At 44.5% G+C, this 23,285-nt stretch carries 14 protein-coding genes; 7 read left to right on the plus strand and 7 right to left on the minus strand.

Annotated features, from left to right (window positions below; genetic code table 11):
* Positions 1–13: 13 nt before the first annotated feature.
* The 5 genes from carB to putA all read right to left on the minus strand — a co-directional run bounded on the left by carB (position 14) and on the right by putA (position 10,056).
* On the minus strand, positions 14–3,232 hold the full coding sequence (carB, locus tag PATL_RS11295) for a carbamoyl-phosphate synthase large subunit (protein WP_011575015.1): 3,219 nt from the start codon (positions 3,230–3,232) through the stop codon (positions 14–16).
* Between the two features lie 38 nt (positions 3,233–3,270).
* Entirely contained in the window at positions 3,271–4,416 is a 1,146-nt protein-coding gene (gene carA, locus PATL_RS11300) for a glutamine-hydrolyzing carbamoyl-phosphate synthase small subunit (protein WP_011575016.1), read from the minus strand.
* Positions 4,417–4,706: 290 nt separating this feature from the next.
* On the minus strand, positions 4,707–5,510 hold the full coding sequence (dapB, locus tag PATL_RS11305) for a 4-hydroxy-tetrahydrodipicolinate reductase (protein ID WP_011575017.1): 804 nt from the start codon (positions 5,508–5,510) through the stop codon (positions 4,707–4,709).
* 89 nt (positions 5,511–5,599) lie between these two features.
* Complete coding sequence (locus PATL_RS11310) at positions 5,600–6,073, minus strand: Lrp/AsnC ligand binding domain-containing protein (RefSeq protein WP_006993387.1); 474 nt, start codon at positions 6,071–6,073, stop codon at positions 5,600–5,602.
* Between the two features lie 176 nt (positions 6,074–6,249).
* Positions 6,250–10,056: a bifunctional proline dehydrogenase/L-glutamate gamma-semialdehyde dehydrogenase PutA gene (gene putA, locus PATL_RS11315; protein ID WP_011575018.1), complete on the minus strand. Its 3,807-nt coding sequence runs from the start codon at positions 10,054–10,056 to the stop codon at positions 6,250–6,252.
* 418 nt (positions 10,057–10,474) lie between these two features.
* On the opposite strand from putA, the gene PATL_RS11320 reads away from it, so the two are divergent.
* Positions 10,475–11,164 carry a cytochrome b/b6 domain-containing protein gene (locus PATL_RS11320; protein WP_011575019.1) on the plus strand — a complete coding sequence of 230 codons (690 nt, stop codon included), beginning with the start codon at positions 10,475–10,477 and terminating at the stop codon, positions 11,162–11,164.
* Positions 11,165–11,348: 184 nt separating this feature from the next.
* On the opposite strand, the gene PATL_RS11325 is transcribed toward PATL_RS11320, so the two are convergent.
* Together PATL_RS11325 and PATL_RS11330 are read right to left on the minus strand one after the other, a co-directional pair.
* A complete protein-coding gene (locus PATL_RS11325; RefSeq protein ID WP_011575020.1) occupies positions 11,349–12,050 on the minus strand; it encodes an SIMPL domain-containing protein in 702 nt (233 codons plus the stop codon).
* A gap of 143 nt (positions 12,051–12,193) precedes the next feature.
* Positions 12,194–13,033 (minus strand): sulfurtransferase, encoded by an 840-nt coding sequence (locus PATL_RS11330; protein WP_041713719.1) that lies wholly within the window; start codon positions 13,031–13,033, stop codon positions 12,194–12,196.
* 410 nt (positions 13,034–13,443) lie between these two features.
* Between PATL_RS11330 and PATL_RS11335 the strand changes: the two genes are divergently transcribed.
* From PATL_RS11335 to PATL_RS11360, 6 genes are all read left to right on the plus strand, one after another.
* Positions 13,444–15,003 carry an adenosine deaminase family protein gene (locus PATL_RS11335; protein ID WP_041713722.1) on the plus strand — a complete coding sequence of 520 codons (1,560 nt, stop codon included), beginning with the start codon at positions 13,444–13,446 and terminating at the stop codon, positions 15,001–15,003.
* A gap of 47 nt (positions 15,004–15,050) precedes the next feature.
* The gene (locus PATL_RS11340; RefSeq protein ID WP_011575023.1) at positions 15,051–16,511 is read left to right on the plus strand and encodes a uracil-xanthine permease family protein; all 1,461 of its coding nucleotides are present in this window, start codon (positions 15,051–15,053) and stop codon (positions 16,509–16,511) included.
* A gap of 149 nt (positions 16,512–16,660) precedes the next feature.
* Positions 16,661–18,040, plus strand: a complete 1,380-nt coding sequence (locus PATL_RS11345; RefSeq protein WP_011575024.1) for an 8-oxoguanine deaminase — start codon at positions 16,661–16,663, stop codon at positions 18,038–18,040.
* 316 nt (positions 18,041–18,356) lie between these two features.
* Positions 18,357–20,795 carry a TonB-dependent siderophore receptor gene (locus tag PATL_RS11350; RefSeq protein WP_011575025.1) on the plus strand — a complete coding sequence of 813 codons (2,439 nt, stop codon included), beginning with the start codon at positions 18,357–18,359 and terminating at the stop codon, positions 20,793–20,795.
* Positions 20,796–20,878: 83 nt separating this feature from the next.
* A complete protein-coding gene (locus tag PATL_RS11355) occupies positions 20,879–22,606 on the plus strand; it encodes a cupin domain-containing protein (protein ID WP_011575026.1) in 1,728 nt (575 codons plus the stop codon).
* A 295-nt stretch (positions 22,607–22,901) separates the two neighbouring features.
* Positions 22,902–23,207 (plus strand): hypothetical protein, encoded by a 306-nt coding sequence (locus PATL_RS11360; RefSeq protein ID WP_011575027.1) that lies wholly within the window; start codon positions 22,902–22,904, stop codon positions 23,205–23,207.
* The last annotated feature ends 78 nt before the right edge of the window (positions 23,208–23,285 follow it).

A 23,285-nucleotide genomic window follows, 5' to 3' on the forward strand; every position in this document is an offset into this window, starting at 1 on the left:
AATTAATAAACGATTAAACTAAACGTTTATGTAATTCTTGTACTGAATGCACTCTGGCACGGTCGTCAGCTTTATTTGCATTAACCGTGGCAAACGCCGCATTCATAGTGGTGGTATAAGGAATTTTATTTAGCAGCGCTTCACGACGAATATACACAGAATCATCGATTGCTTGACGTCCTTCGGTGGTATTGATGATATAACAATATTCACCGTTTTTAATCGCATCTACAATATTAGGGCGACCTTCGGATAGCTTGTTCACAATAGAGCAAGGCACATCGGCTTTATTCAGCACTTCAGCCGTTCCGCGCGTTGCTTCAAGATTAAATCCTTTTGCTACCATGGCTCGACCTAATTCGATAATACGATTTTTATCGTTAAGACGAACAGAAAGCAATGCTTTCCCTCCTGCTGGGATGGGCTCGCCAGCACCTAAATTTGCTTTAGCGTAAGCTTCCACGAAGGTATCACCTACTCCCATCACTTCGCCGGTAGAGCGCATTTCAGGGCCAAGTAAGGGGTCTACGCCTTGAAACTTAGCAAAAGGCAACACCACTTCTTTAACGCTATAAAACGGAGGAATGACTTCTTTGCTCAGACCTTGCGAAGCAAGAGACTGACCAGCCATAGCGCGAGCACCAATTTTGGCAATGGCCAAACCTGTCGCTTTAGACACAAACGGCACAGTACGAGCAGCACGAGGGTTAACTTCAATTAAGTATACCTCCCCGTCTTTGACCGCGAATTGCGTGTTCATCAAACCGACCACACCTAATTCTAATGCCATGGCTTTAACTTGCTCGCGCATGACGTTTTGAATGTCCTCGCTCAGCGAATAAGGTGGAAGCGAACATGCTGAGTCACCTGAGTGAACGCCTGCTTGTTCAATGTGCTCCATAATACCGCCAATCATGACTTCTTTACCGTCACAGATAGCGTCTACATCCACTTCAATTGCGTCATCTAAGAAACGGTCGAGTAATACAGGTGAGTCATTAGAGACTTTAACCGCATTGTTTAAGTAACGTTTCAAATCTTTTAGGTCATACACGATTTCCATCGCGCGTCCGCCAAGTACATATGAAGGGCGAACAACCAATGGGAAACCAATTTTCTCAGCCGCGAGCAAAGCTTCTTCAAGATTGCTTACCGTCGCATTCGCCGGTTGCTTGAGGTTCAACTTGTTGACCATTTTCTGGAAACGCTCACGATCTTCCGCTTTATCGATAGCGTCAGGTGAAGTACCAATGATGGGTACCCCTGCAGCTTCTAAATCACGCGCTAACTTAAGGGGGGTTTGACCACCGTATTGAACAATAACGCCAACGGGCTTCTCGATACGGACAATTTCCAGCACGTCTTCTAAGGTCACTGATTCGAAGTACAAACGGTCTGATGTATCGTAATCAGTGGAAACCGTTTCAGGGTTACAGTTAACCATGATAGTTTCGTAGCCATCTTCACGCATTGCCAAAGCAGCGTGAACACAACAATAATCAAACTCAATTCCTTGACCAATGCGGTTAGGCCCGCCACCGATAACCATAATTTTATCTTTGTCAGTGGGATTTGCTTCGCATTCTTCATCGTACGTTGAGTACATATATGCAGTGCTAGAGGCAAACTCAGCCGCACAGGTATCAACGCGTTTGTAGACAGGGTGAATATCAAAGCCACGACGTATTTGGCGCACATCACCTTGGTCGACACCGGTCAAATCAGCGATACGCGCATCAGAGAACCCTTTACGCTTCAATCGGTTCATCAATGTGGCATCAATACCAGATAAACCAATGTTCGCGACGTTTTGTTCTTCTTTAACCAGATCTTCAATTTGCACTAAGTACCAACGGTCAACATTCGTTAGGGCAAAAATCTCTTCGATGTCCATGCCCATTCGCATCGCATCTGCTATGTACCAAATGCGTTCAGCTCCTGGCTCGCGAAGTTCACGAATGATGGTCGCTTTGTTTTCTGGATCGGTATAATCGATAATAGAATCAAAGCCATTAACACCAACTTCTAGTCCGCGTAATGCTTTTTGCAAGGATTCTTGTTGATTACGGCCAATTGACATGACCTCACCTACTGACTTCATTTGAGTCGTTAGGCGGTCATTGGCACCAGCAAATTTTTCGAAGTTAAAACGCGGGATTTTAGTTACAACGTAATCGATGGCCGGCTCAAACGACGCAGGTGTTAAACCACCTGTAATATCGTTGGCAAGTTCATCCAAGGTATAACCAATGGCTAGCTTTGCCGCTACTTTTGCAATCGGGAAGCCCGTCGCTTTAGATGCCAAAGCCGATGAGCGAGAAACGCGCGGGTTCATTTCGATAATAACTAAACGACCAGTTTGGGGGTCAACACCAAACTGAACATTTGAGCCTCCCGTTTCAACACCAATCTCACGCAATACGGCCATAGCGGCATTACGCATAATTTGAAATTCTTTATCGGTAAGCGTTTGGGCTGGCGCAACGGTAATCGAATCACCGGTATGAACACCCATAGCGTCAAAGTTTTCGATAGTACACACGATAATGCAGTTGTCTGCTTTATCCCGTACTACTTCCATTTCATACTCTTTCCAACCAATCAATGATTCATCAATCAACAGTTCAGACGTTGGTGACAAATCAAGACCACGACGGCAGATTTCTTCAAACTCTTCGACGTTATAGGCAATACCGCCACCGCTGCCACCCATAGTGAAAGATGGGCGAATAATACAGGGGAAACCGATACGAGTTGAAACATCGAATGCTTCATCTAGGCTATGCGCAATTTCAGCACGGGGGCATTCAAGGCCAATTGATTTCATCGCCTTATCAAAACGTTCGCGATCTTCGGCTTTATCAATGGCATCCGCAGTGGCGCCAATCATTTCAACGCCGAATTCAGTTAGCACGCCGTGCTTATCTAAATCTAACGCACAGTTAAGTGCGGTTTGTCCGCCCATGGTTGGCAAAATGGCATCAGGGCGTTCTTTTTCAATAATTTTTCTAACCACTTCCCAATGGATCGGCTCGATGTAAGTGGCATCGGCCATTTCAGGGTCGGTCATTATAGTGGCAGGGTTAGAGTTAACTAAAATAACTCGATAACCTTCTTCACGCAGTGCTTTACACGCCTGCGCACCTGAATAGTCGAATTCACAGGCCTGGCCGATGACGATCGGTCCAGCACCAATAATTAAGATACTTTTTATGTCGGTACGTTTTGGCATTGTGCTTGTTACTCTAAATTTGGGGCTTAAGGGTCGTCTTAGCGTGTTGCTTGCATCAATTTAATGAAGTGATCAAACAAAGGTGCCGCGTCATGAGGGCCGGGGCTCGCTTCAGGGTGTCCCTGGAAGCTAAACGCGGGCTTATCATTACGGTGTATACCTTGTAATGACTGGTCAAACAATGACACATGGGTAACATCTAAATTGTCAGGCATCGATTGTTCATCAACAGCGAAACCGTGGTTTTGGCTGGTGATCATGACGCGCTGACCAAGTATGTCTTTCACTGGGTGGTTAGCACCGTGATGACCGAATTTCATTTTTACAGTTTTTGCACCACTGGCTAGTGCCAATAATTGATGCCCTAAACAGATACCAAAAATAGGCAGGTTTTTATCGAGCAAGGTCTTAATCGCTTCGATCGCGTAAACGCAAGGCTCAGGATCACCAGGGCCGTTGGATAAAAACACGCCATCTGGGTTTAACGCCAGTACATCTTCTGCTGTGGTTTTAGCAGGTACCACCGTTAATCGGCAGCCTCTGTCTACTAACATACGTAAAATGTTGTGTTTGGCACCAAAATCGTAGGCTACGACGTGAAACGGCAAATCAGTTTGCTTTTCGTTGAAGCCTTGGCCAAGCGTCCATGAACCGTCGGTCCAACTGTAGACTTCGTCAGTGGTGACTTCTTTGGCAAGATCCAAACCTTTCAAACCAGAGAACGCTTTCGCCTTCTCAAGGGCCAATTCTTTATCAAGCGTAATCTCAGAGCTTGAATCGACTGCGATGATGCAGCCATTTTGCGCGCCTTTATCACGCAAAATACGCGTTAAACGGCGAGTGTCGATATCTGCGATACCAAGAATATTATTTACACGAAGGTATTCAGACAACGATTGTTCACTACGAAAATTACTCGCTAGCAGCGGTAAATCTCTAATGATAAGGCCTTTGGCCCACACTTTTGTTGATTCACAATCTTCGCTATTGGTACCGGTGTTACCAATATGGGGATAGGTTAAAGTTACGATTTGTTCTGCGTAAGAGGGATCAGTAAGAATTTCCTGATAACCTGTCATTGAGGTGTTAAACACCACTTCACCAACAGACATACCAGTCGCTCCGATAGCCGTGCCATTGAAAACAGACCCATCTTCTAGCACTAAAAGGGCGGAATTAGCCAAGTCAACCTCCGAATATAGTTAACCTAAGGTGTTTACACGGGCAATGTGCAAAAACCTATAAAAAACGGGCTGTAACTAGTTGAATTACATCCCGCTTTACCGTATTTGCAGCTATTAATTCCATGGATTTACTAAAAACCCACTAAAATTTGGCAAATTCGCAATAATATACATGAAAGCCTGATTAAGGTCTATTCCCAATTAGAAAAATAGTTAAAACAGTGCTTTCAACCACATTTACTGCATTAAGGGTTAAAACCCTAAGTTATGCTCACTTGATATGGGACGTATTAGGCTAGCCCCAATACATCTTGCATATCATAGAGCCCTGGGGATTTATTCTTAAGCCAAACAGCGGCTTTAACAGCACCATTAGCAAAGGTCAGGCGGCTTGAGGCTTTATGGGTTAATTCGATTCGCTCACCAATATCTGCAAACAGTGCGGTGTGTTCACCCACTATATCCCCTGCCCTGACGGTAGCGAAGCCAATCGTTTGTTGGTCACGCTCGCCCGTGTCGCCTTCACGGCCATATACAGCACAGGTAGATAGGTCACGGCCAAGCTCATCAGCGATAACTTCACCTATTGCCACGGCAGTACCAGACGGCGCATCTTTTTTAAACCTGTGATGGCCTTCTATAATCTCGATGTCTGCCGTCCCCCCCATAACACGCGCAGTTTGGCGGGCTAAGTTAAGTAATAGGTTGACCCCGATACTGTAATTAGCAGCAAAAACGATAGGAATATGCTGGCTCGCCCGTTGCAGAGCGTCTTTTTGCTGTTGGTTTAAACCTGTCGTACCGATGACGACTGGCTTTTTTTGTTGGACACACAGGGCTAAATTAGCTTCGAGCGCTTCTGGGAGGGTGAAATCGATGACAATGTCAATTTGCGAAAAGTCAGCGGAATTGGCGTCAGTGACAGTGAGTCCACGCTGGCCTATGCCCGCTAGTTCCCCAACATCAACACCCATCATAGAGGAGCTTGCTCTGACAAATGCCGCGTTTAATGTGGCATTTTGCGATTGATCTATCGCTTCAATTAATACGCGACCCATTCGGCCGTTGGCCCCAAATATTGCAATTTTATTCATGCTGCTTGTACGTCATAGGAATCTGTGGCGACATTGTGCCTGATTTACATCAGGCTTTCAGCCATACAAGCAGGTCAATCTATCATTTCTTATAATTGAATGAGATGAGTTGACTTGACTTCTTCCATTACGACGTAGGTGTGAGTTTGCGTCACGCCTTTTATAGAGGCTAATTTTGAACCCAAAAATTTACAGTACTCATCCATGTTTTCAATACGGATTTTAATCAGGTAATCAAACTGTCCTGCAACCATCGCGCATTCCACAATTTCATCAATTTCACTGACTTGTTGATTAAATTCTTTTACTGACTCAGTACTGGTACTGGCAAGTGAAAGCTGTACATAGGCCGTCAAATTAGCCTTTAACTTTTTAGGGTTTAAATGTGCGACATATTTTTCGATATAGCCGTTTTTCTCTAAACGACGAACACGCTCTAAGCACGGTGTGGGGCTTAAATGTATTTGGTTGGCTAATTCTACGTTAGATATACGACACTCTCTTTGTAGTATATCGAGTATTTTAAGATCAGTGCGGTCTAAGGTGTCTTGGCCTTTTTTCATTGTATTTGCCTTGTAGTAACACGATTTTATCGTTTTTAGTTTTGTTCATGCTAATCATAGACAGAATTAGTGTCAGGTAAATTACCCAAAAGGCTTAATTTAAGCAGCATTAACACTAATCATCCAGTGATAAGTGCTGCTTAAATCAACAACAACGAATAATATCAACCTCAAGTTTACTCTTTAAGGTTTAGCAGCATCGCATTACCACCTGTGGCTACGACGTTATCCGTCTTGGTTTTTTCTGTGGCAAAACGCAGCAAACTATAATCTGCAGACATACTTCCCACAAACGGGATGATTGCCCCCTTTCTGGCACCCAAAGCGCTAATGAGTCCTGGGGCGTTACTTCCTGCCACGCCTGCTATACCGTCGATTAATAACAGTGCCATTAACGCTTGTTGTGAATCAATACATTGCACGTTTGCCATCGGCACAAAACTTTCTAACGCTTTGTACACCGAGCTGGTGCTAGCTGGCGTTTGCGCTAAATGAATAAGCACAATACTATTTCCTGCTAACAAAGCTCCCATTGCTTGCAGTAAATTGGTTACTTCATCACCTTGTTTAAGCACGACTAAAAATACACCGCGGCCGTGAAGTGATAGCTCATTCGTTTCACCTGTTGGCCCTGGTAACGTTATGGCCTCGCCAAAATTGTGCCGCGCTTGTGCAAACATTCGCGAAGCTTGCTTTAAGCTATCCGCTGGCATCGCTGAAAATGCCGGTAGATGTTGCGCACCCGCGAAAGCATTCTCAATGAACTTAATGCGCTGGGTGATGGGCACCTTTTGCCAAGTACTTTGCTCAGCTTTGGCCACGCGCAAACTCATTTGGGTATCTTTGCTAAGGCTAGACGTCTCTGATATTTCGCTAGGTAGTTGATCGACAACAGGCTCCGCAGCCCATAAATTAGTAAAACGTAATAAGTAGTGCGGACCTCCGGCTTTGAAACCAGTACCTGATAGACCATGACCACCAAACGGGTTTACCCCAACGACCGCCCCGACCATGTTTCGATTGATGTAGGTATTACCAACATGTGTTTCAGCGTACACCTTATCGGCGAACTCTTTAAGTCGACTATGCACTCCCAGCGTTAAGCCATAACCTGTATCGTTAATGTCTTTAAGAACGCGGTCTAACTCTTTCGCGTTATAGCGAACAATATGTAAGATAGGTCCAAAGACTTCGCGTTCTAGTACATTGATATTTTCAATTTCAAACACCTGAGGACAAATATAAAAGCCTTTAACGTCTTTTGGTGCCTTTGCCTTGGCAACAAATTTGGCTTCTTTGGTCATTTTTTCACAATGCGCTTGCAATGTATTTAATGCATTTGCGTCGATGACTGGCCCAAGATCTGTACTTAGTTTCCAGGGTTGATCTATTTGTAAGGTAGCAAGCGCACCTTTTAACATGTCAATCAAGTTATCGGCGATATCATTTTGTACATACAATACACGCAGCGCAGAACAACGTTGCCCAGCACTTAAGAACGCAGATTGAATGACATCATCAACGACCTGCTCGGGTAGCGCTGTTGAGTCCACTAACATGACATTTTGTCCGCCCGTTTCAGCTATAAAAGGCGGCAAGGTAGTACCACGTTTAATCAACTCCTTTTGAATACTCTGTGCCGTTGCGGTAGACCCAGTAAATGCGACCCCTGCAACCCTTTCATCAGCCATTAGTACTGGACCAAGTTCGCGTCCAGAGCCCGTCAGTAAGTGCAATACATCTGTGGGCACCCCTGCATCGTGCATTAGTTTAATAGCTTGAGTCGCAATCAATGGCGACTGTTCCGCCGGTTTGGCCACGACTGTATTACCTGCCACTAACGCTGCTGCAATTTGACCAACAAAAATAGCTAACGGGAAGTTCCAAGGGCTAATGCACACGAAAACGCCCTGACCTTGTTTTAACTTGGGTTGGGTTGGGCTATCGGATACCAGATGGCGCACTTGTAACGCGTAGTAGCGACAGAAATCAACAGCTTCTCGTACTTCTGATATACCATCGTTTAAGGTACGACCCGCTTCAAAACTGATGAGTGCGGTTAGCTCTTCTGTTTGTGCTTCCAATAAATCAGCAACCTTTTCCATGATTTGTGCACGCTGATTTACTGGCGTTGCTTGCCAAGCTGGTTGCGCTGCAGACGCCGCATTCATCGCAATGTCTACATCTTTTGCAGAAGCATCGGTGCAGTACCCTATCAGGCTGTCAGTAGCGGCAGGCGAATACAAAGGGTAAGCATTGTCGGTGTTCATCACGCCGTTGATGATCGGTCCTGCCTGCCATTTTTTTTCAGAAAAAGCCGTTACTTGATGGGCAACCGTAGCAAATGCCAGAGGATCGTCTAAATCGATACCCCGGGAGTTATCACGCTTTTCACCGAAGGCGTTAAATATGTCCTGAGCCAGAGGGATTTGGCTATTGCGGCTTCCCTGAGCCTTGCCGATTGTTGTTTCAACACTCTGCACCAGATTCGAGGCGGCAATTTTACCATCTAAGAATTGATTAACAAATGAACCATTGGCGCCGTTCTCAAGTAATCGACGCACTAAGTAAGGGAGTAGGTCTCTGTGAACACCCACTGGCGCATAGACTCTTAGAGGTAACTCACGCCCGGTGGTTTCTCTAATTTGGCCGTAAAGTAAGTCACCCATGCCGTGCAGACGCTGGAACTCAAAACTATTGGTGTCGTCTCCCGCCATTTCCATTATGAGCGCAACAGTATAAGCATTGTGTGTTGCAAATTGAGGGTAGATACAATCTCGGTTATCGAGCAATTTGCCAGCACAAACTTGATAACTCAAATCTGTGTGTACTTTTCGAGTAAAGACCGGAAATTCACTCAACCCCATTTCTTGTGCATGTTTAATTTCTGCATCCCAATATGCGCCTTTAACTAAGCGCACCATTAATGTACGTTCACTTGCTTTCGCTAACTCGACCAGCCAGTCCACTACAAAAAGTGCACGTTTCTGATAGGCTTGCAGCACAAAACCCAATCCGTTCCAATTGGCTAATTCCGGCGCAAACGCCAGTGCTTGAAATACATCGAGTTCAATGTCCAAGCGAGCTGCTTCTTCTGCATCAATGGTAAAACCAATATTGAATTTTTTGGCTTCAAGCGCCAAAGACAAAACGCTTGGCAGTAATTCATCGATCACTAAATGATGATGACTGAATTCATAACGTGGGTGCAACGCACTGAGTTTTACCGATATCCCGTCCGCTAAATTAACATCGCTCTCATCGTTACTTTGCCCAATGGAGCGGATAGCTGATAAATAAGCATCATAATATTTATTGGCATCTTTGTAGGTTCTGGCCCCTTCCCCTAACATATCAAATGAGAAGCGAGTGCCTTCAACATTGCCTTTTCTACCACGCTTTGCCGCTTCTTTAATATCTCGGCCCAATACGTATTGCTGCCCCATAAATTTCATGGCCTGCAACGTCGCACCGCGCACAACAGGCTCACCTACTCGTTGAATAAGCTTACGGAACCAGTTGCTTGGCTCATCATTGCTGCCCTGCTCATTACTCTGGCCTTTACTCTGTTCTTTACCTAGTATTTTACTGGTAAGCGATAAGCCTACGCTTGCAGCATTCACTAGTAACTCTTCAGAGTTACCTATGTGCTCACCCCACTGGCCAAGATGAATTTTTTCAGCGATAAGACGGTCAACAGTATAGCTATCAGGTACCCGCAATAGTGCTTCAGCTAAACACATCAACACGACACCTTCATGGCTAGATAAACTGTATTCTTGTAGGAAGGCGTCAAATAACCCCTGCTTGTCGGGATTCGCTCTACAATGCTCTACAAATGATAACGCCGTTGCATGTACGTTATTGCGCGCCTCTTGACTCAATGGATTAGTCTTGAGCATATATTCAACACTATCCCCCTCATTGAGGTAGGTATTAGTGCGAATAGTCTGGCGTATTGATGGTAAATTTGCCTGCAACATAGGAAATCTCAGTCGTGTTAATAAGGTGATAAATTGGCTGCAGCAGTCACTCTTTGGTTTATGTGCTGAACCTTGTTGTTTAAACCCAGTTAATGTAATAAAAAGGTCATAGTAGTTTTGCGCGCATTTTATGCTTGAAAATAGAGAATATGCTACTTTATTTTCCTTAAAATCAGCCAAATAACAGCGTAAAAAGGGAATTTGACGGATTAATAAACTGGTAAGAGGTGTTTACCATGGTGAAACTGACTAATTGCCGCTCAACTGTGAGGTCATTTACTCCTCGCGACACAGGCAATAAGGACAAAAACTAGACCACCACCAAGACAAATACATAATTCCTCTTGAGTTGTGCTTTATCGTTAGTAACAATATTCTGTATATTCCTTTTTTTAGTATTCATTATTCGAGCCAAAATATGACACATCACAAAACATTGGTCTGGGATCTCCCCTTACGCATTTTTCATTGGGCCCTCGTACTGCTGATTTTTGCGCAGTGGCTAACGGCTGAAGTATTAGATGGCTACATGGATCTGCATGCTAAATTTGGTTACGGTTTATTAGGCTTGGTAATATTTCGAATAATTTGGGGATTTGCTGGGCCAAAACATGCCCGGTTTAGTTCTTTTTTACGTGGCCCTAGCGCCATTTTACACTACACAAGTACACTTTTTAGCCGCCATCCATCAACGTACACGGGGCATAATCCACTCGGCGCCCTAATGGTGCCCGCTATTTTGATTGTGGTCGGCGCTCAGGCATTAAGCGGTCTGTTCGTTACCGATGATGTGTTATTTACAGGGCCTTATTACTCAAGCGTATCTGATGAGACGCAGGGTATCATGCAGTGGCTGCATCACACCCTGTTCGATGTATTATTGGTGATTATTGGTTTACACATTAGTGCTATTTTAAGTTACGAGTTATTGCTTAAGAAGCCCTTGATCGGTGCGATGCTTCATGGGCATAAAAATGTGCAATCGAAAAGCGGGATTAATCATTCAAGACTGATATTAGCTTTAGTACTGGCGATGGTTATTTGTGCCTTCATATATTGGTTGGTCGTTATTGCTCCGCCCGAAGTAGAACTTGATTATTACTATTGAAAATTGACTTTTCACGAAATCAATTAAGTAGATAAACGAATACAGCATCCATGGGTATGCTGTATTCGCTAACCTCTTTTTCCTAAACCTTTAAAATTAATCCTGCACGGTATAGCTAATCAAGCACGTTTTTGATAACAATATTAAGCTCGCATTTCACTATTAGGCATTTAACCGCCTCACTTTACTCAACCAATTCGAATGTCACGTTTACCTGCGCAGCGGTGTTAATTTGGCCTGGTAGTGAATCACTTGATTTGCTCATCATCATCACTTCACGACCTCTAGGCATGGGTGAATAGCCGCTATTTTCGCTGATTGATATAACCTTACCTAGTTTGGCGCCCAAGGTTTTTGCCATACGAGAGGCCCGTAATTTTGCGTCCTTCAGTGCCAATTCTAACGCCGCTAAATACTGCGGCTGTGGATCTTCGACAACATAATTGAAGCCATCAATACGGCTCGCTCCCGTCGCTAATACCGCATCAATCACTTGGTCATACAGGGCAATATCGCGCAAGGTGAAGTTAATTTCTCTTGAAAGCTTGAAGCCTTTTTGAATGCGTTGGTTATTACTGTGTTCGTACCAAGGATTAAGCTGAACACGCATTGATTGCACGTCTTTTTTGTCAACACCAAAAGCCAACACACTGCTGATAATGGTTTGGGTTTTGTCTGCGACTACACTGTTTAGATTTTGAACCCGCTCTCCTTGCTCCTCTACATAAACACTGAACTGGAACAGGTCTGGCACACTTGCCACATTCGCTTGGCCACTAACGCTGATTTGATGCACCTTGTCCTCAGCACTGGCGGCGCTGAGTGGACTAAAACTTAATGCGGCGCTTGACGCCAACAGAGTAACAATAGCAAACACGTTTTTCATATTATTTCCTTTACATGGCGATGGTCACAATCGCTAAATTTGAATGATAGAATTATCTACTTGGGTGAATGAATACTCACTGAATAAATTGCTTACCTTTGCTTAACAGAAGGTGCTAGCGACTAGCGCGGGTTCTTATATGATTATCTAACAACAGGTAATCTTTCATCTGCACCCCACTCACTCCATGAACCGTCATAAACTTGTATATTTTGATACCCGGCCTCATTAGCGGCCAAGGCTAAAACACAGGCTGTTACCCCCGAACCACAACTGAACATTAACTTGTCATTCTCACGGACACCTAATGCATCGAATTTAGTCCGCAGTCGTTGGGGGCTTAACAATTGAGCACTTTCAATGCAGTCACTAAAAGGTAAATTCAACCCATTTGGCATATGGCCGCTGCGAAGGTGCGGTCTCGGCTCTGCTACCTTTGCATAAAACCTATCTGCTGAACGGGCGTCTATGACATGACAGTCAGGTGCATCAAGTGCAGCTAATACACCACTGGCATCTATCATACGCTCAGCATGAAATTGACTAATAAAGTCTCCTTCTTGCTTCGCTTGCGACAACGTTTCGGCACATTTGAATCCCGCTTTTTGCCATTCAGGAAAACCACCATTTAACACATAGACCTGCTTGTGGCCCATGCACGTAAACATCCACCACACGCGTGGTGCGCTAAACATCCCCTGATTATCATAAACAATCACAATACTGTCTTTATTCACCCCAAGTTTTCGCACTTCTTGCTGAAATACCTCAGAACTGGGCATAGTGTGAGGAAGTGAGCTAGATGGTTCGCAAATCTGATGTTCAAAATCAAATACTTGGGCTTTAGGGATATAACCAGCAGGCATGGGTTCTGGCTCGCCTGTGGTGATCACGTTCATCGTACTCATGAAAACCATTATGTTCGCATCATCCAAATGGGCATGTAACCATTGTGGGCTGACAAGGGCTGAACTGTTTTGCACTGTGTTCTCCATTATAAATGTCGAGTCAATAAATCAAGAGTATTCTGGGTATCTGTTCACTGTTACGTGTTGAGCAAATATTCACATTATCAACCACTATACATGATCGTTTTAGCCGATGCGGACTAGCTCGCTTCATCAATTTGTAATCACGATAATGTTTACCATTCAATGAGTAAGCGTGTATTTGATTGATGTGTGATGCAAATGTGTGTATCAAAATAGAGGTAAATTGCACCATTAAAGTGCAACCTTGCTTAAAATGTGAATCCTACAACACCTAACGGATATTTATTCCTTCAATTACAACACGTTAAAGAGATATTCCAGACTGACCATTTGGTCAAATAATTGCAATGGACTCTGCCATCTTGACTAAACTTTATCAGTCAACAGCTACGGACACTCTTATGAACATCGTACAACAAATTCGTCGTTACATTTATAAACACCACCTCAATCTGCACAACAATTCGAACCCGACACTCCAAAACAATCGATATTCTTATCGTTACATGAATCACTATTTACAACTTCTCGTTTTCTTTGGTTGTACTTTGCTCCCCTTAAGCACAAAGGCAGACACGCCAATGACCCCCAAACCGCATTGGTTTGAGTCATTTAAGCAACAGGCTGATAACACAGCCTTATATAACTTTTTATATGCGCTACCAAAAGGAGGTGACCTTCATCACCACCTTGGCGGTTCGGGCTTTAGCCATTGGTGGTACAACCTTGCTACTGATGAGAAAACCAATGGTGGATATCGCTATTACACTAAGGTGTTTATCAAACAATGTCATGGCTATGGCAGCAATGAATTTGGCGGAAATCCGCAATTATTGTTATTCAAGACGATTCAACACAGCCACTATGCAGCGCTGAGTGATTGCGAGAAAAGTGAATATCGCGAACTCACCGCGTTGTCAAACGAGCAAAAATCCGCATGGATGAATAGCATTAGATTAGACAAGCCGTTTGAAGGACGGGCTGAATTTTTTGAAAAGCATTGGTCTCGCCTGGGCGATCTGAATCGCAATCCAATCATCATGGCAGAATTATTGGTTAAAAATATGCAGTCTTTTGCACGAGAAGGGTTGCGATATATAGAAGCGCAAACCAATGCTAAAGGCGGCATTAAACCAGATGGCTCTCACTATTCGCCGGACGAGGTAGTCGATATATTCCGTCAACGGTTAGCCCAAGATGATGCCATCTCCACGGGGGTCACCGCCCGATTGCAATATGCGCTATTGCGCTTTTTACCCAACGCCGAACAAGAGCTCGAATGGATGTATCGCTTTGTTGATAGGCACAGAGACATCTACGTGGGAATCAATATGGTCGGCCGCGAAGACAACGATAAAGGGTATCCACTGCGGTTTTTATCCACTTTACGAAAATTACGCCAGCGCATCCCGAATATACCGCTGGCCATCCATGCAGGTGAGGTAGATGAACCCAATTTTCATGTTAGGGACACCCTATTATTAGGCGCAAATCGTATAGGTCATGGTGTTAACTTAATCGACGATCCTGGCACCATGTTATTGATGCGTAACGACCGCTATTTAGTAGAGATTAACCTTATAAGTAATTTACTGCTTGAATACGTCGATGAATATCATCAACACCCCTTCCCTGAATACCTGCGCACCGGGATCCCAGTATCGTTATCAACCGACGACCGCGGTATGTGGGATTCAAATATGACAGACGAGTACTTTGTTGCCGTTAAAGAGTTTAATTTATCCTGGCAAGAGCTGACTGGTTTAGCCGAAAACTCACTCAAGCACGGTTTTGTTGACGAGCAAACTAAACGTGCGCTGCTGGCTGATTATCATTCCCGTATCAACGCATTTGAACGGGCGTTTTTAGACCAAGGGGCCAACAGTTTTAGTCAAACACCTGACCGTTACGGCACATTTATTTGTCGGCAATATGGACTTTGCCAACTACAAAATAATTGAACCCTGAAAAACTTGTTTCCCATAACAGATTAAAAATAGGCCAACATATGCAGACTACTCGCCCCAAAAACGGTGAAATATTATATTCTTTAACAGATGTCCCTTCTGTTGGTCATAGCACCACTGCTGCGCTTCAGCATATTATGGCGTGCTTTATTGGCATCATTACCCCCACATTGATCATCGGCTCTGTGCTTGGCTTACAGGCTGAAATACCCTATCTGATCAGTATGGCGCTGATGACATCCGGCGTATCCACCTTTATTCAAGCTAAAAAATTTGGGCCTGTCGGCTGCGGGCTTATCGCTGTGCAGGGAACGAGTTTTACTTTCATCAGCGCGCTGTTAGTCGCCGGAACCGCAATAAAAAGTCGTGGTGGGTCGAATGAAGAAATCATGGCTCTGATGTTTGGTTTATGTTTCTTTGGTGCCTTTGTTGAAATTGTATTAAGTCAATTTATTCAGTATTTAAAAGCAGTGATCACCCCGCTCACTACAGGGATCGTGATCACCACTATCGGTATCACCTTAATTAAAGTTGGCATGACCGATTTATCCGGCGGGTTCAATGCAACGGATTTTGGCGCGCCGCATAATCTCATCTTAGGCCTGAGCGTACTTATTACCGTGATTGCCCTTAATGCATCTAAATATCCACTGTTGCGCTTAAGCGCTATATTCATTGGCATGTTAGTAGGCTGTATCATTGCTTGGTATCAGGGGATCCTGTCATTTAATAATATGCTGTCATCCCCTTTAATCAGCATACCTGAGCCGTTTAAATACGGTGTCGCCTTTGACTGGGAATTGTTTATTCCGATCGCACTGGTGTACTTCCTAAGTGCAATTGAAACCTCAGGAGACTTAACCGCCAACAGCCTTTTTTGTAAGGAGCCAATTAAAGGGCCGATTTACCTCAAACGCATAAAAGGGGGAATTTTAGCGGACGGGGTTAATTCTATGTTGGCAGCCATGTTTAATAGCTTTCCCAATACCACATTCGGGCAAAACAATGCGGTAATACAAATGACCGGTGTCGCCAGTCGCCATGTTGGATTTTACATCGCCGGCTTTCTGGTGTTACTTGGCTTATTTCCAGTTGTTGGCAGTGTCTTGCAGCTTATGCCTAAACCTGTGCTTGGCGGCGCAACGCTTGTTATGTTTGCCACTATTGCGGTTGCGGGCGTAAAAATACTGACCAGCGAGCCTATAGATAGACGAAAAAGCCTTATTATCGCAACGTCTCTAGGATTAGGTTTAGGTGTCATGATGGTACCTGAGACACTTGCCCAATTACCGCAATTAGCCAACAACATACTTTCATCTTCGGTGACCACTGCCGGTTTCTGCGCGATTATCATGAGCATTGCTATACCCGAGCCAAAAGCTGGTGAGCTGGAAGAAGATAATGTTGAGTCACAAGACCCGTCACTAGCGCCTCGATTCAATCACCCAGCAGCCACAGTGTTAGCTGATGAATCGCCAATCAACGAGTCTGAACGGCAATGAGCAGCAACGAGAACAGCAACAAGAGAAGCAGCAACGAGTGGACGAATTTACCATTTCATAAGATTAAACACGTTCATTAACACCACCTATTTTTTAAATAGCTACAAAAGTAATACCCATTAGTATGCATTTTTTGAGGGACGCACGTTATGCAAGCAAGCACATCACCGACGTTATGGCTTAAATCTCCAGAAGCGGTATTCACCGCCAACAACCAAAACGCCGGCAACGGCTTATTGATCCAAGGTAGCCGTATTATTGAATTAGTAAAAAGCGGCGAAACACCAAAGTTACACTTCGATGCTATAGAAAGCTGCACCGGTAAAGTGATCATGCCAGGCATGATCAACACTCATCACCATTTCTATCAAACCCTGACGCGTTGTGTGCCTGGGGCGCTGAATAAACCACTGTTTCCTTGGTTAACATTTTTATACAAAGTATGGAAAAACCTAGACGAAGAGATGCTATACAGTGCAACTAAATTAGCAGGGCTTGAGTTAATGAAGTCTGGCTGCACAACCATTGGAGATCATCATTATGTGTTCCCAAAGCGACTCACTCATGCCATTGACGTTCAGGTTCAAGCGTTAGCAGAGTTAAGTTGTCGAGGTATTCTGACGCGAGGCTCCATGAGCTTGGGCCAAAGCAGTGGGGGGTTACCTCCAGATTCTGTTATACAAAATGAAGACATTATTCTCAAAGACTCCCAGCGCGTGATTGACGCCTATCACCAATCCGCTAACAAGCATGCCAGCCCGATGTTGCAAATTGCGCTGGCGCCCTGTTCGCCATTTTCTGTTTCTCAAGAATTGATGAAACAAACCGCCCTTTTAGCCAAGCAAAATGATGTATTGCTTCATACTCACTTAGCCGAGACCGAAGACGAAAATGCATTTTGCCAGCGCATCTACGGAGCACGCCCATTAGATTATTTAGAACAATGCGGCTGGTTAACCGACAGAACATGGCTAGCCCATGGCATTCACTTCACACCAGACGAAATTGTCCGTTTAGGCAATACGAAAGTCGGTATTGCCCACTGCCCTTCTTCAAACATGCTGTTGGCGTCAGGCATATGCCCTACGTTGGATTTAATGAAAGCAGGTTGCCGAGTGGGTTTAGGGGTAGACGGCTCAGCATCAAATGACTGTTCGAACATGATACAAGAAGTTCGCCAATCTCTGTTACAACAAAGGTTACGTTATGGCGCTGTCGATATCACGGCTGAATATGCCTTAGGGCTCGCAACGAAAGGTTCAGCCTCTTTGCTTCATCGACATGACATTGGTGAGATCCACACAGGCAAACAAGCAGATTTAGCCATTTTTGACTTAAGCGAACTACGTTTCTCTGGTGCCGGAGACCCAATCGCAGCCATAGTGACGTGCGGTGCACATCAAGTTGATAAACTGATGCTGGCAGGTAAATGGGTTATAGAAGAGGGTCAACACTACGCAATTGACGAACAAGAACTGCAAATCGAGCATACAAAACTCGCCAAAAAGCTGCAATCTGCAGTGAATTAAACTAAGTCTGCAGGTATCGTGAATTTATTTAACCAATAGGTTCACGCGCCACTTGGTCGTGTTACGGTGCAAATAAGTCATTTTCGAGCCATTTTGGTGCAACTAATAATGCTGCGCTACTATTTTGCGTCATCCTTATCGTGTTTGGTCTAAGAAAAAATAAAATATATCATATATATCAACAACTTACCTATTAGACTAATTACCTGACCATTTGGACAAGTCTTTGGCACCCTTCATGCTATTAGTCCGTGTAGCAACACCATAATTTCAAACTATACACACATCCATAAGAATAAAAGTGAGAGGAATACAGATGAACCATCCCTTATTTAAAAGCTCAACCTTGAGCAAAGCTGTTTTGTTAGGATTAGCCATGTCGCTAACTCCCACCATATCGGCTCAAGAATCGGCAACTCAGGAAACCGCCGATGTAGAGCGAATTGAAGTAACGGGATCACTAGGTAGTCTACCTGGTCAAGGCGTAGAAGCCGTTTTCGGCTTCGGTAAGTCAATTTTGGAGACGCCCCGTTCAGCATCTACCATCAGTGATGAAATGCTAGAGCGCTTTGCTGTCACCGACATAGACGATTTAGTTGCCTTCTCGCCTGGTACGTTTACTCAATCATTTTTTGGTGTCGCAGGCTCACTTGACGTGCGTGGTACGCCAGGCGAAACGTATTTTCGCGGCGTTAAGCGCTTAGACAACCCAGGTAACTATCCGACTCCTATTGGTGCATCAAGCCGCATTGACATTGTACGTGGCCCTGCATCTCCAATTTATGGCCCAGCCAAAATCGGTGGCTACTTAAACTTTAATCCCAAGTCAGCACGCGCCAGTGGTGGCCAGTATCTTGAAGAAAACGAAGGCGCTTTTTCCTATACCTTAGGGTCATGGGATAAAAGTGTCATGACTGCAGAAATCGGCGGCCCTGCTACATTGGGCGGCAAAGAAGCAGGTTTCTATTTGTACGGCGAGGTTGAAAATTCAGGTAGCTATTATGAAAACTCAGGTACCGACCAAACCGTGCTACAAGGCTCATTCAATATCGATGTAACGGATAACCTTCGTTTCGAATTCGGCGGTATGTACCACGATTACGACGGTAACCAAGTGGCTGGTTGGAACCGCCTAACGCAAGATCTAATCGATAACGGCACCTATATCACAGGCACAGCGAAAAACATCGACACAGATGGTAGCGGTGCAATTTCTCATGAAGAATATGGCGCAGTGAACTTAGCAGGTAATGGTTTCTTTTACGCCGTGCCTTCTTTGTTCACAGATGCAGATGCTACTGATCTAATGCAATTAGAAAATGTGGGTACGACCACATTGGGCCGCAATCAAGTATTGGTCGCAGCTGATGATGTATTGCAAAACACGGTACAAACTTTGTATTTTGATGCGATTTACTACAGCGATAACGGCTGGGAAATCAAAAATCAATTCTTCTATGAAGACTATGAGAACTTAAACGAGAACGCCTACGGTTTCTCGCAGTTTCACAACAGCTCAGTGGTTGAGAACAAACTTATCTTCTCTACTGAATACGAAACCAACTCGTTGCTAGCACAATTTCAAGTATCACCGTCGATTCGTCACACCAACTTTTTACACGGTGATGATTTCACCTATGAGTACTTCAACCGTCGCGATTTAACCATGGAATCCACAGCGCTTGATAGACGTGAAATGGCGACTCGTATCAACGACAATTACGATAACTACGATAAGGGCAATTATACCGATTATGGTATCGCTGCCATGACAGACTTAACGTGGGACTGGGGTTTGAATATCGTATTAGGTCTGCGTTACGACACCATCGACATAGAAACAACAAGTCGCGGTGATTTATTGCTCGAAAAAGGTGACATTCTGTCAACCAGTGAAACGGTTGACGGTACGTCATGGAATACCAGTATTTCATATAAAACCGAGTTTGGCTTGATCCCCTATGTGACACTGGCTGAGCAAGCAACTTTAGTGGCCGGTCAAGGTGCGGAAATTGGCTACGGTCAGTTAATCGATGATGAAGGCAATAGCTACAACGGCGCATTTGATACATCTGAACTCACTGAGTTTGGTGTAAAAGGTTCGTTCTTAGACGATTCGTTATATTTCGCCTTGTCTGTATATGAACAAGAGCGTTCTGATTTTAACGCACAAGCAATTGTGACCAACGCTACCACGCAAAACAAAGGTACCGAATTTGAACTACGTTGGGTAGTGAACGACCAACTAGTAGTCGGCGCCGGTTATACCAAAATGAAGGTGTATAACTTAACCGCGTACAACGACGGCAACGGTGGTTCATTGTTCGGTTTCTTAGGTGCTGAAGATTTAACCAGCTTAACTGACCCATCATTGGTGTTTGGTGGTAACCCAGTCGGTTTAACACTGATCCCTGAAGGTGCAAGTAAAGAATCAGCCAGAAAAGCCGGTATCCCTGAAAACATCTACACGTTAAACGCTACTTATGACTTCTTAAACGGTTATGCGGCGAGTGCCAGCATTGTGCGTGCTGATGAGACTTACTCTAGCTTCTCACAATCTGTGAAACTACCTTCGTACACCTTGGTGAATGCAGGTGTGACATACACCACAGATACTTGGTCAGCCAGCTTGAACATCAAAAACTTAACGGACGAAGAGTACTATCGTGCTAACTTCCCTGATTTGTTTGGTGCACAAATTGTGTTGCCTGAGCTACCACGTCACTATCAAGCGTCGGTATCTTATAAGTTCTAATCACCAGCCATGTTTATAGGTGATTTATTCCAACAGACAGGTATGCTATTTAGCATGCCTGTTTTTTTATATACGGTTACATTATGCTAAAAACGTTTTCCAAATCTGCGCTTTGTCTCACCAGTATCCTTTTTTTAAACCTTGCGTTAACTGCGTGTCAAAGCACGACGCCATCATCAACTTCATCGCCATCAAGCGCTGCAAACACGTCGCAAGCCGCCACTGAAATGACCCAACCTCTAGAAATTAAAGTCGTAGTGGTCACCATGTTTGAAATTGGCGAAGACGATGACGACAAGCCCGGCGAATTCCAAATGTGGAAAGAAGGCCAAAATCTAGATACCCGCTATGCATTTCCTATGTCACATCACGATATTTACGTGAATGAAGACACAGGCGTTATGGGCATAGTCACGGGTATGGGCACAGCAAAGGCAGCTGCGGCTATCATGGCCTTAGGGTTAGATCCACGCTTTGATTTAACGCACGCCTATTGGTTAGTCGCTGGCATAGCCGGGGTTGACCCGCAAGATGCCTCAATCGGCTCAGCTGTGTGGGCCAACTGGTTAGTTGATGGCGACCTAGCGCATGAAATTGACGCCAGAGAAATTCCGGCAGATTGGAAAAGCGGTTACTTTCCCTTATTTAGCGTAGAGCCTATCAGCGCAGACCCCGTCACGCCGAGTGATGAAAAGGTGCAAGCCATGAATGGTGAGGCATATCAGCTTAACACTCAGCTAACTAAGTGGGCCTATGAGTTAAGTAAAGATACTGCACTAAGCGACTATCCTGCGATGTACGAATTACGTGAAAAATACCTCAATTACCCCAATGCCCGTAAGCGTCCGTTTGTATTAATTGGCGACCACATGGCGGCAGCTACTTTCTGGCATGGAAACTTACTAAATGAATGGGCCAATGATTGGTCAGCCTATTGGAGTAACGGCCAAGCTAACTTTGTGACCTCAGGCATGGAAGACACCGGCAGTTATCAATCGATGATCTATTTGGATAACGCGCAAAAAGCTGACAAGTCGCGTTTTATGGTATTGCGCGCTGCTAGCAACTATTCAATGCAGCCCGACAGTCTAACCGCCGCAAACAACCTTGCCATGGAAAGCGGAGAAAATGGCTATGCTGGAATGCAATCAGCCCTTGAATCTGCCTACAGTGTCGGCAGTGTAGTGGTGAATGATATCATCGCTAATTGGGATATTTACAAAGATGCCCTGCCCTATGAGGCATCAAAAGTGGCCCCAGATGAAGATACGTTAAACGAGATGTTAACCCCGACCACTGAGCCGGTGGATGCCAAACTCAGCGCAGAAGAGCTAATAAAATCGCTTAATCTAACGGGTCATGTGGAAGGCGGCTTTTATCGTCAAACGTTTAAAGCGGATCACCGCCCCATGTTAAGCACAGAGCATGGGGAGCGCGTCAATATGACATCTATCTACTATTTGCTCAGTGCGAAATCGCCCATCGGTCACTTTCACATGAACCGCTCGGATATTATGCATTACTTCCACGTGGGTGACCCCATTACCTATTATTTGCTCAATCAAGACGGCAGCCTTGAAACTCATATACTCGGCCCTGATCCAACCCAAGGTCATGAGATGCAAATGGTGGTAAAAGGCGGTACATGGAAAGCATCAAAAATATCCACGACCGGTGATTATGGTTATGGGCTTATTGGCGAAGCCGTCGCGCCGGGTTTTGAATATCAAGACATGCAGTTAGCTGAACAAGCAGAACTTGTCAGCACCTTCCCACAACACAGCGATTTGATTAAAACCCTAACGCGCTAAGCGACTCGCCAGTCGCGCTATCATGCAAACGATTTGGCCTAGTTTTCACTGGGCCTTATTATATTCATTTTCGCTTATTCTCGCCTACTTCCTCTTAATTACACCCACCATTTTTATTGCAACTTATTTTGTGGAGTCTTGTCTCTAATATTACTGTGATAAAGACGGTTATTACCATTAAACCCAGAAATCTTAGATTAAAGAATTTTTAGATTAAACCGACTCTACTGCCCGGCATTGCTAAGTAGACAAACCATAGCTTGTTTTATGCCATTAACTGCAAAAGGAACATCTCATGCCCCAGTTTTATCTATCACGTGTTACACCAAGAGGTGTTGCTATGCTCATCGCTGGTGTAGCGATGAGCACATTTTTCACGGCCAGCACACATGCCCAGCAAATGGGCAGCCCTCTTGATTTTGTTAATTCGCAATTAGCTGAACAAATGAAGAATCAGGTACGCGCCATGAGCGACCCTGAGTTGGTAAAGGCGAGAGCACAATTACAAAGAAAGTACTATGAAGCGCTAATTGAGTCTGGTTTTAGCAAAGAAGAAGCGATGAAAATTATTATTGCGGCGGCACAAGGAGATACTAACTAATACCTTTCTACTCGTATATATACGGTAAACATAAAAAAAGGGCCTGCTTTTAGCAGGCCCTTTTTGCGCATTAATCTC

Source organism: Paraglaciecola sp. T6c, from assembly GCF_000014225.1.
Lineage (GTDB): Bacteria > Pseudomonadota > Gammaproteobacteria > Enterobacterales > Alteromonadaceae > Paraglaciecola > Paraglaciecola atlantica_A.